This window comes from Methanocalculus sp. (assembly GCF_030651615.1).
GTDB lineage: Archaea > Halobacteriota > Methanomicrobia > Methanomicrobiales > Methanocorpusculaceae > Methanocalculus.
Genome location: NZ_JAUSCG010000115.1, coordinates 1 through 8,940 on the forward strand (window position 1 = coordinate 1; position 8,940 = coordinate 8,940).

An 8,940-nucleotide genomic window follows, 5' to 3' on the forward strand; every position below is an offset into this window, starting at 1 on the left:
AGACATCAAGGGCCGTTCCTGTCCGTTTTTCAACAAGTCCGGTTCCCCTGACGATCGCATCGGGTATTGCACCGGCAAGCCCACAGAAGTTGCCTATCGTCTTTGCAAATGGGTTCTCGGCATCATGGTGGACATCTCCTGTGATCCTTCCGTCAAGGGTGGTGCCAAAGTCAAGCGAGATACATGGATTTCTGAAGTCGACCGGTGTCCATTTTGCTCCCTCCTTAATCCCGGCCATTGCAAGCTCCCCTTCCATTTCGTTTGCCACCATCTCTACCCCGGTACTTCCAACAGGTGGAACAACTCCGGCTACTGCTCCGGTGAAGACGAGGCGATCAGCAAAACTATGTGACTTCAGTTTTGGTGGGAGATTATCGATCGACATCGGAGGTGTCATCTTTCGGGGCGGTACCCCGGCATCAAGGCAGCCATTTGCAAGGGCGATGACAAAGTCTCCGATCTGATCCGGTGACTCCATTGCTGCGACAACACCGGTACTCCTCACCACAAAGTCAAGATCGGTCTTGATATTCAGTTTCGCCTCACGATGACACTGGAGCAATGTGTCACGGACGAGTTCGGTGACAGACTCGCGTGTGAGTCTGGTTCCGTCCAGAGTCTCTCCAAATACCTCCTCATCTGGTTTTGGCGGGCGGACATCACGGCTCATGCTCACGGTTTTGTTGATGACGTAGCATGCACCGGTCTCAAGGCTTGTTCCCGTCAGGATGCATTTGGTCGTAGTATTGCCCATCTCTACGGATGCGACGATGAAATACGGTTTGTTCTTATATTCTGGTATTTGCATGCCGGCACCGTGTGATATCGACGGCGGAGGCGGGCTATAAACGATATGAGGTTTTGTACCAAAGAATCGCTTTAAAAAACCGGCGCACATACTGATCGATACTCAAGGGAGAACAATATACCTTTCTGTTTCACTCCGGAAAGTTCAACAGACTTAGATCACGATCATCCCTGTAATAAGGAGTATTCCAATGATAACCGGCTGGTGTATCAGGTAGATAATGAGAGAATGGCGTCCGAATAGTGCAAGATGCCTGAGGATACTGTTCTCGTTTTTGTGTTTGGCTTCTCCTTGGTAGCGGAACGATCCATAAACAATTCCAAGGAGTATCAGTGAGAACCAGGGGATGAGCGGTTCGTAGTCGAGGGTGTAAAAGACCGGGCTGTGAATTCCAAGCGGAATGAGATAGTCTGGTCCTGAAATTGGAAAAAAGATGAGCCATATGACGATTATCATGCATGCCGGGATAATGTTCCATCTCCCAAGACGAAGAAATGGGATGGCTAAAATGGTAGCTGCCCCTATGAGGTGGAGAATTCCCCACACGATACATCCCTTATGGGGGTATATCCATGTGATCAGGGTGATTGCTGCTGCGATACAGAGGATTTTTCCTCCGCGGATGAGAAATGTTCTGTAATACCCTTGTCGATCAAGCCGCCTTTCTGCCGATCCTGACTTCAGATGGAGTGATATTCCAGCGATAAAGATGAATGAACCTGCTATTGGGTAAGCAAGATAGAAAAAAAACGGAGGCAGCCCAGTCACTCCGAAGTACAAAAGGTCAAAGAGAAGATGATAGGCGACCATCGCGCAGATCGCCACTCCACGGGCAGCATCAAGGGTGATGTCACGTTCTGCAACCGGAGTTGACTGCATCAGGCTGATATTTCTACGCTGTATTGTATATAACCTCATGGAATCCTCCCTGATATCTGAATGGAAAATTAGTAATCATCTGGGGAGAGATGATGTATGAGAGTCAGATGATATTGAATTCCTGCCCAAAAGGGTACATGGCAGAAACCCACAGGGCCGTCTCACCTGAGTCGACACTTGAGCGGATCGAACCCCTCCTCCCACAGGCAGGTATCACCCGGGTCGCTGATATTACCGGCCTTGATCGCCTTGGTATTCCGGTCTTCTCCTGTATCCGGCCAACGGCAGCAGGTGGAGCGATCTCGGTCTATAATGGAAAGGGTGCAACACCAATTGCAGCGAGGGTCTCTGCGATCATGGAAGGTATCGAACGGTGTTCGGCTGAGATGTATACGGATCCCGTCACAACTGGCAGGTTCTCTGAAATCTCTCAGATGAGATCGGCAGTCGATCCCGGGGATCTGATCCTGCCGGGAGATGCTGACCCTGACGCACCACTCCCCTGGGTTGCCGGTTATGATATCATAGGTGAGGAGGAGGTGCTCCTCCCTGCACATGCCGTCTACCATCCGCTCCCACGCGCGTATCATCCCCTTTTCCGAACAAATACGAATGGAATCGCCTCTGGAAATACACTTGAAGAGGCGATCTTCCACGGACTGATGGAGGTGATCGAGCGGGATGCGTGGTCGCTTGTTGAGGCGACACGGTACACCGGCGAACGAATCGTTGATATTGCCGATCCGATAAGTTCCGATATTATTGACCGTTTCTCCCATGCAGGAGTCGATCTCATCCTGCGGAATATCACAAGCGATCTTGGAATCCCTACCTGCGCGGCGGTAGCTGATGATACTGTCCTCTGTGATCCCTCGCTCCTTGTCACCGGTATGGGGACACATACCACACCAGAGATAGCAATTCTCCGCGCATTAACTGAGGTTGCACAGAGCCGCCTCACCCAGATCCATGGTGCCCGCGAAGATACGGTTGTTGCTGATATGAGACGCCAGATCGGGTATGAACGAACGAAACGACTGAATGGATACTGGTTCCGTGAGAACGGTGATGTGTCGTGTTCTATAATTCCAACATATGAAAGTGATGATCTCCTCAGTGATATCAGGTATGTCTGTGACAAACTGATCTCTTCCGGATATGACAGGGTAATTGTATCTGATCTGACGAGACCTGATATGGGTATTCCTGTTGTCAGGGTGGTTGTTCCTGGCCTTGAGGTATATGCGATGGATCAGGATCGGATGGGAGAAAGGTGTAAAAATGCACGGCGCAGTCGTTTACCTCGGTCCAAGTCTGCCTCATGAGGAGGCCCGGACGATCTGTCCGAATGCCACCTTTCTTCCTCCAATCAGGCGCGGCGACCTCCTGAAGGTGCAGTCTTACGGGGTAGAGATTGTCTGTATTATCGATGGATATTTCTTTCAGGATGCAGCTGTTGGCCATCGGGAGATCCTATCTCTTCTCAGATCAGGTATTACGGTGATAGGATCATCGAGTATGGGAGCACTTCGGGCAGCGGAGCTCGACACTCTTGGGATGGAGGGTGTCGGGGTGATCTATTCACTCTACCGCAATGGAACCCTGGTTTCTGATGATGAGGTTGCACTCGTCTTTGATCCCGAGAACTATCTCCCTCTGTCTGATCCTCTGGTGAATATCAGGTGCACTCTTTGGCAAGCGCAAAAAAAAGAGGTGATATCCGAAGAGGAGGCGGATCTCCTTATCAGGACTGCACAGTCTATCTTCTATCCGGAGCGGACATATGATCGGATTGCCACTATACTCCCTCTTCCTGTAAGAGACCGTCTGCTCACATTTATTGCAGAGTCTGGAGTTGACCAGAAACGGCTTGATGCGATAGCGGCGCTTGAGCGGGTCAGATTTCTCCTTGACAAAGAGTGATATGAGATGCGATAAAAGGTATTATTTAACTCCTTTTGATGTTGCTTTCATCGCATTTTCCCGTCCTTTCAGAGCTCCTGCATCGTCAGGATTGACTTCAAGGACTTTGTCAAATGAAATGACTGCATCTGCATACTGACCCAGTTTCATCAGCGTTACTCCGCGGTTTTTGTGAGCCTCGACATCGTCTGGAGCAATAGCCAGAGCTTTATTAAATGATGCTACTGCATCGACAAATCGATTCAGATTATAAAGGGCAAGTCCATGACTTTTCAAAGCCTTAACGTTTTTTGAGTCAATAGCAAGGATTTTTTCACATACTGTGAGTGCTTCAGAAAATTTACCTAATCTGGATAAGCATATTTCACGTTTTTTCTGGGCATTTGTATGGTTTGGGTTGATTGAGAGGATCTTATCAAATAGTGCGATGGCTTCTGAATACTTGCCATAAATGACCAGGATGTCGCCGCGAGCATATCTGGCATCTGTATGTTTTGGATTGATGGCAAGAGTTTTATCAAATGACATCATTGCTTCTTTATATTGTTTGAGCCCTTTAAGAGTAATTCCACGAGCATACCAGGCATTGGTATTCTTAGGTTCACTTTCAAGAATCTTGTCAAATAGTACTAATGCTTCTGCAAAGTTACCTTTATCAAATAATAGAATGCCCTCATCAAGCAGATTACCCGTCTTCATACTATGTGAAAAGTTGTTCAAGCTATTAATATTACTGCTATAGTTTGCATAAATGTATATTGAAGAAATAATATATCAAACGCATAAAAATGTATTAACGTATTTATACGATTTATATCTCTATTCAAAAGATATACAACAACACCTTTTAATTATAGGAATGATTGACCAATAGGTGATGATCTGATGATTACAGTTCAGGAATATCTGAAAGAACATGCATGTGAGGAAGATCTTGCATCCCTCATCTGCCTGATCGCAAAACAGGCAGGGCCTATCCGTAGTGCCTTTCTCTCAAACCAGCGGTATGCTGCATCGCTCAACTCATCTGGTGAACTTCAGGCAGAGATGGATACATGGTCTGATAAACTGATCACTGATGTGCTTTCAGCATCCGGTCTCGTCTGTGCAATTGCATCTGAAGAGCAGGAGCATATTGTTGAATGCCCTGCAAGCCAAAGGGGCTATGCTGTGGTGATGGATCCCCTTGATGGCTCATCATTGATTGCAGTTAATCTGGCAGTAGGAACGATCATCGGGATATTTGAAGGGGGATCGGTTCTTCAGCCGGGTCGTACCATGAAAGGGGCACTCTACCTCCTCTATGGGCCGATGACAACCCTCACCCTCTCGATCGGATCTGGAGTTGCACTCTTTGCTCTGTCAGATGATGGTCGGTATCTCCTGATGGAGGATGGTATCCGGATTCCTGAAGGGAACCTGTATGGGAGCGGTGGTGTACGGCCTGAGTGGACGGATAAGCATGCCAGATTCATCGCTGCGATCGAGAATGAAGGTGGGAAATGTCGGTATTCCGGATCATTTGTCGCAGATTTCCATCAGATCCTGAAGTACGGGGGCCTCTATGCCTATCCTGCGGCGAAGGGCAAACCTGATGGAAAACTCCGCCTCGTCTTTGAGGCACAGCCGATAGGCTTCCTTGCTGCTCAGGCAGGAGGGAGGATCAGCAATGGTTCATCTGATATTCTCGATATCATGCCCTCAGAGGTTCACCAGAAGACCCCAATCTATGTCGGGAGCAGGGGTTTAATTGAGCGGCTCGAATCAATGACGGAGTAGGTGGATCTGTATGAGTGGATCTGAGGCATTGAGCTGCACGGTAATCACAGCCCGCCTGGGTGGATTTGCGGGTTCACACCGGGTGCATCCGGGTATGCTTGAGATAGCCTCCCGCCTGCTGAAGAAAGAAGAAGGTGGTCTCATCATCGACTCCTTTGTATTGCGGTGCGGAGATGCGATGGCGTTTCTGCTGACGCACAGGACGGTTGAGGGGATACAGGATCTCAATTGTCGGATACTTGATGAATGCAGAGAGTATCTTCGAAAGAAGAAGATCGCTCTTCCTCTCTCCAACCCTCAGTTCTCTTCATGCAGTATCTCTTTCCCTGAGCGGGAGCAGGAGGATGTCATCGTATTTCTCTCAGATCTCCCGACAATGGATCTCTATAATCTCCATCTCTATCGGATCTTTGGCGATCCCTTCTCAACAACAAGGCTGGTTACGGATGAAAACCTCAGGGATGGGTTCGAACTATCTGTTGAAACGAGGGGTGTTGTATCCATCTTTTCACTTCCTGAAGATGCATACAGGCTTCTCTCCTCAATCAGAAGATCAGATGAGTCAGGGGTGGTTTTTGTTTCACGAAGAGATGGTGAGCCGGCTGCTGCTGTCTCCATGCCACGGGATGTTGGGGCGCCTGCACTCCTCGTCCGCGCCGGTGGGATCTTCCCGACGCTCGGAGAGATTGCCGAGCCGTTCTCGGTGCCGTATATGGTTCGATCAATCTCCGGAGAACGTCCGATGATGCCGATAATCCCGGTCTCCCTCTGTGATGCCCAGGGATCCCGATCAGGAGGGCCGCCACGAATTGTATGCCTTGGTTTTTCGATTGCAAATGGGCGCCTTATCGGTCCTGCTGATATATTTGATGATCCTGCTCTTGACCCGGTCAGAAGAGCAGGATCTGAGATGAGCGGATATGCACGGGCTCATGGTCCGTTTGATCCCTTCCTCTGATCATTTCTCACCTCTGAGTGTGGTATGAAAAGGTTAATGAGGCTCCCCTACCATATTATCCACAATGGTTTCAAGTATCGTTTTGCCGATAAAAAAAGTAAATTCTCTTGTCGAATCCAAAATTATTGTGGAAATTAAGGATGACGGTCGGAGATTTCAGGGGCGTCTGATTGCAGTGGATGAATATCTCAATCTTCATATGGAGGATGCAACCGAGATCAGTGAGGAATCAAGGGAGCGTAATCTTGGATGTGTTGTGATACGTGGGAACAATATTTTGAGTATTGCACCGGTACTCTGATTTCGTATGACGGATGAACTATTCGAAGAGGCGCTCAGGTTAATACAGTCAAAGAGTGAAGGCGTCCTTCAGAGTGAATTGTGGAAGCTCCTCGAAGTTGATTCCAGGAAGTGCTCCCGGATTGTTAAACGTCTTATCGATTCTGGTGTAGTTGAACGGCATGATTTCAGAAAAAATGGGATCAAGACCTTCCTCTTAAAATCCACAAAAAAACGAGTGATTAATCCTTCCCTCCTGATGGCTGGAGAGCATCTGATACCCTGCGTCGGTTGTGATCGGGAGTGTGTTGTTGAAGCATGCGAACTCCTTCTTGACTGGATGTATGAGCTTGCAGTATCGGATTTTACTGAATAATTTTATTCCCCTCTTTTTTTCTTGTTCTCTTTAAAATTGCATAAATAGAAGAAGTGGCCATAATTTCTAGTGCACAGACCACAATCAGACGATGGTGACTCTCAGATTCAGGGCGTGGTCATTCTCGTCGCAGTAACGTTTATTCTTGCACTCCTCCTTCTTCTGATGCTCCATATACCTCTCTGGTCTGCCGGGGAGGCTCCTGAGATATTTGCAATAACTGAGTTGAAGCACCTGAATGAGGATGGTGCAATGAACTATGACAGCCGGATAACGATCATGCATATCGGAACTGCGGTCTATAGAAACGATGAACTCAGGGCGGAGATATTTGTCAATGATCAGGATAGTGGGGCGATCATCAGGACGATGAATGCACATCTCTTCATTAAAACCTTTCATCTTGGAGTTCAGCGTTTATGGGGTGTTGGTTCGACAGGATATTACTGGTACCCGGGATCTCCTGTCTATCTTGATATGAATGATAACACTTTCCGTCCTGGTGACCGGATCCGGCTTGATGTCTACCACAAGGATCACGGTGGTCTTATATCCCGGTCAGTAAAGACCGCATGACTGAGCGTGCAATGAGTCTGGCAACTCTGACGGGTTCAGGAACCCTGCCATCCTTGGTGAAACGGTCGAGTATATGCAGTGCTGTCTCAGGAGGGATGCCGGATCTTCTCAAAAAGACTGTATAGCCTGTTTTAAGATGCACCTGATCACGACTCCCAAGTTTCTGGTACTCTTGAATACGCTCTTCATCTCCTGGGAAGTGGTGTTTAATCGCATCCTCAAGCCCCTCTGAATCTTCATAGGTAATGATGATGACCGGAGTCTCTGTCTCCTCTCTAATCCGGTCGGGATTGATGATATTATACCAGGCGATAGCTGCACCCGAGATGAGGATTAGGTTAATGTCTGATCTCTTAAGTGACGAAAACATACTAATTACCGCATCTGTACCGTCCATTCCGCCAATGGTCAGGTGAGACAGAACAGTTCCATCGATTCTCAGATCCCCTCTCATGACGACGCCCGCCAGGATCGAACGTTCTCTGCCGGTCCAGCTCTCTGCAATACCAAGGATTCGAACTCCCTGCTTGTTGAGATGCATACAAGCACTTATCAGAATGTACTCATTAACTATTGTATGATGACCCTCGAGAGGGAGGATGTTTGTATCCTTATTCCGACACTGAATGAAGTCCTCACGATAGAGCCCCTCATCCGGGATTTTCAGGAATTGGGGTTTTCAAAGATCTTTGTGATCGATGGAAACAGTAATGACGGCACCGTTTCAGTTGCGGAGCGGGCAGGTGCGCGTGTTGTTGTACAGTCCGGGAAGGGAAAAGGTGCTGCGATCATAGAGGCATTCTCGCTCATAGAAGAGCCATATATTCTGATGCTTGATGGAGATGGGACATATGCAGCATCTGATGCTGAGAAGATGCTTGCTCCACTTGAGAGAGGGGCTGATCATGTCATTGGTGAACGGCTCTCCTGTTATGAAAAAGGTGCTCTGACACGTTTAAATCATATTGGAAATCATATCATTAACGTTCTCTTCAAATGGGCACATGGTACATACCTTGAGGATATCCTCTCCGGATACCGTGCCTTTACAAAGGCTTCCCTCTCAACTCTTAACCTTAAAGAATCAGGTTTTGAAATTGAGACTGAGATTGCAGCAGAGGTTGTCCGTAACGAACTGAGGATTGTTGTTGTTCCGGTAAGTTACTGCCAGCGCGCAGGCACTCCAACAAAACTCCATCCGTTTCGTGATGGGTATAAGATAATCAAGACGATCTACAGGCTTGCAAAGGTTGCAAACCCCCTGTTCTACTTCGGTCTGATTGGATTCTCACTTATTATTGCGGGTATAATTCTTGGGACCTTTGTCGTCTATGAATGGCTCCATTCCATTGAACGTATACC

The 8,940-nt window shown here is 47.9% G+C and carries 12 protein-coding genes; 8 read left to right on the forward strand and 4 right to left on the reverse strand.

Annotated elements, in window-relative coordinates; translation table 11 throughout:
- Window positions 1-898, reverse strand: an 898-nt coding sequence (locus tag Q7V06_RS05185; protein ID WP_304839054.1) for a methanogenesis marker 14 protein, incomplete at its 3' end; no start/stop codon positions are given.
- Window positions 899-961: 63 nt separating this feature from the next.
- Window positions 962-1,726: a heparan-alpha-glucosaminide N-acetyltransferase gene (locus Q7V06_RS05190; RefSeq protein WP_304839057.1), complete on the reverse strand. Its 765-nt coding sequence runs from the start codon at window positions 1,724-1,726 to the stop codon at window positions 962-964.
- A 68-nt stretch (window positions 1,727-1,794) separates the two neighbouring features.
- Between Q7V06_RS05190 and Q7V06_RS05195 the strand changes: the two genes are divergently transcribed.
- Together Q7V06_RS05195 and Q7V06_RS05200 are read left to right on the forward strand one after the other, a co-directional pair.
- The gene (locus Q7V06_RS05195) at window positions 1,795-3,012 is read left to right on the forward strand and encodes a YcaO-related McrA-glycine thioamidation protein (protein ID WP_304839080.1); all 1,218 of its coding nucleotides are present in this window, start codon (window positions 1,795-1,797) and stop codon (window positions 3,010-3,012) included.
- Window positions 2,969-3,610 carry a TfuA-related McrA-glycine thioamidation protein gene (locus tag Q7V06_RS05200; protein ID WP_304839059.1) on the forward strand — a complete coding sequence of 214 codons (642 nt, stop codon included), beginning with the start codon at window positions 2,969-2,971 and terminating at the stop codon, window positions 3,608-3,610. Before Q7V06_RS05195 ends, Q7V06_RS05200 begins: the two co-directional genes overlap by 44 nt.
- A gap of 21 nt (window positions 3,611-3,631) precedes the next feature.
- Here Q7V06_RS05200 and Q7V06_RS05205 read toward each other — a convergent pair whose 3' ends face one another.
- Window positions 3,632-4,309, reverse strand: coding sequence for a tetratricopeptide repeat protein (locus Q7V06_RS05205; protein ID WP_304839062.1), 678 nt, complete (start codon window positions 4,307-4,309; stop codon window positions 3,632-3,634).
- A gap of 186 nt (window positions 4,310-4,495) precedes the next feature.
- Between Q7V06_RS05205 and Q7V06_RS05210 the strand changes: the two genes are divergently transcribed.
- The 5 genes from Q7V06_RS05210 (at window position 4,496) to Q7V06_RS05230 (ending at window position 7,578) form a co-directional block, all read left to right on the forward strand.
- Window positions 4,496-5,389, forward strand: coding sequence for a class 1 fructose-bisphosphatase (locus Q7V06_RS05210; RefSeq protein WP_304839065.1), 894 nt, complete (start codon window positions 4,496-4,498; stop codon window positions 5,387-5,389).
- Between the two features lie 10 nt (window positions 5,390-5,399).
- Complete coding sequence (locus Q7V06_RS05215) at window positions 5,400-6,347, forward strand: fructose 1,6-bisphosphatase (protein WP_304839066.1); 948 nt, start codon at window positions 5,400-5,402, stop codon at window positions 6,345-6,347.
- A gap of 64 nt (window positions 6,348-6,411) precedes the next feature.
- Complete coding sequence (locus Q7V06_RS05220; protein WP_304839068.1) at window positions 6,412-6,648, forward strand: LSM domain-containing protein; 237 nt, start codon at window positions 6,412-6,414, stop codon at window positions 6,646-6,648.
- Window positions 6,649-6,654: 6 nt separating this feature from the next.
- Entirely contained in the window at window positions 6,655-7,002 is a 348-nt protein-coding gene (locus Q7V06_RS05225; protein ID WP_304839070.1) for an Lrp/AsnC family transcriptional regulator, read from the forward strand.
- Window positions 7,003-7,071: 69 nt separating this feature from the next.
- Window positions 7,072-7,578, forward strand: coding sequence for a type IV pilin (locus tag Q7V06_RS05230; protein WP_304839072.1), 507 nt, complete (start codon window positions 7,072-7,074; stop codon window positions 7,576-7,578).
- Here the strand turns inward: Q7V06_RS05230 and Q7V06_RS05235 are convergent.
- A complete protein-coding gene (locus Q7V06_RS05235) occupies window positions 7,550-8,119 on the reverse strand; it encodes a DUF99 family protein (protein ID WP_304839074.1) in 570 nt (189 codons plus the stop codon). The genes Q7V06_RS05230 and Q7V06_RS05235 overlap by 29 nt on opposite strands.
- 36 nt (window positions 8,120-8,155) lie before the next feature.
- Here Q7V06_RS05235 and aglJ point away from each other — a divergent pair.
- Window positions 8,156-8,940: S-layer glycoprotein N-glycosyltransferase AglJ (gene aglJ / locus Q7V06_RS05240; RefSeq protein ID WP_304839077.1), on the forward strand; the 785-nt coding region annotated here is incomplete at its 3' end.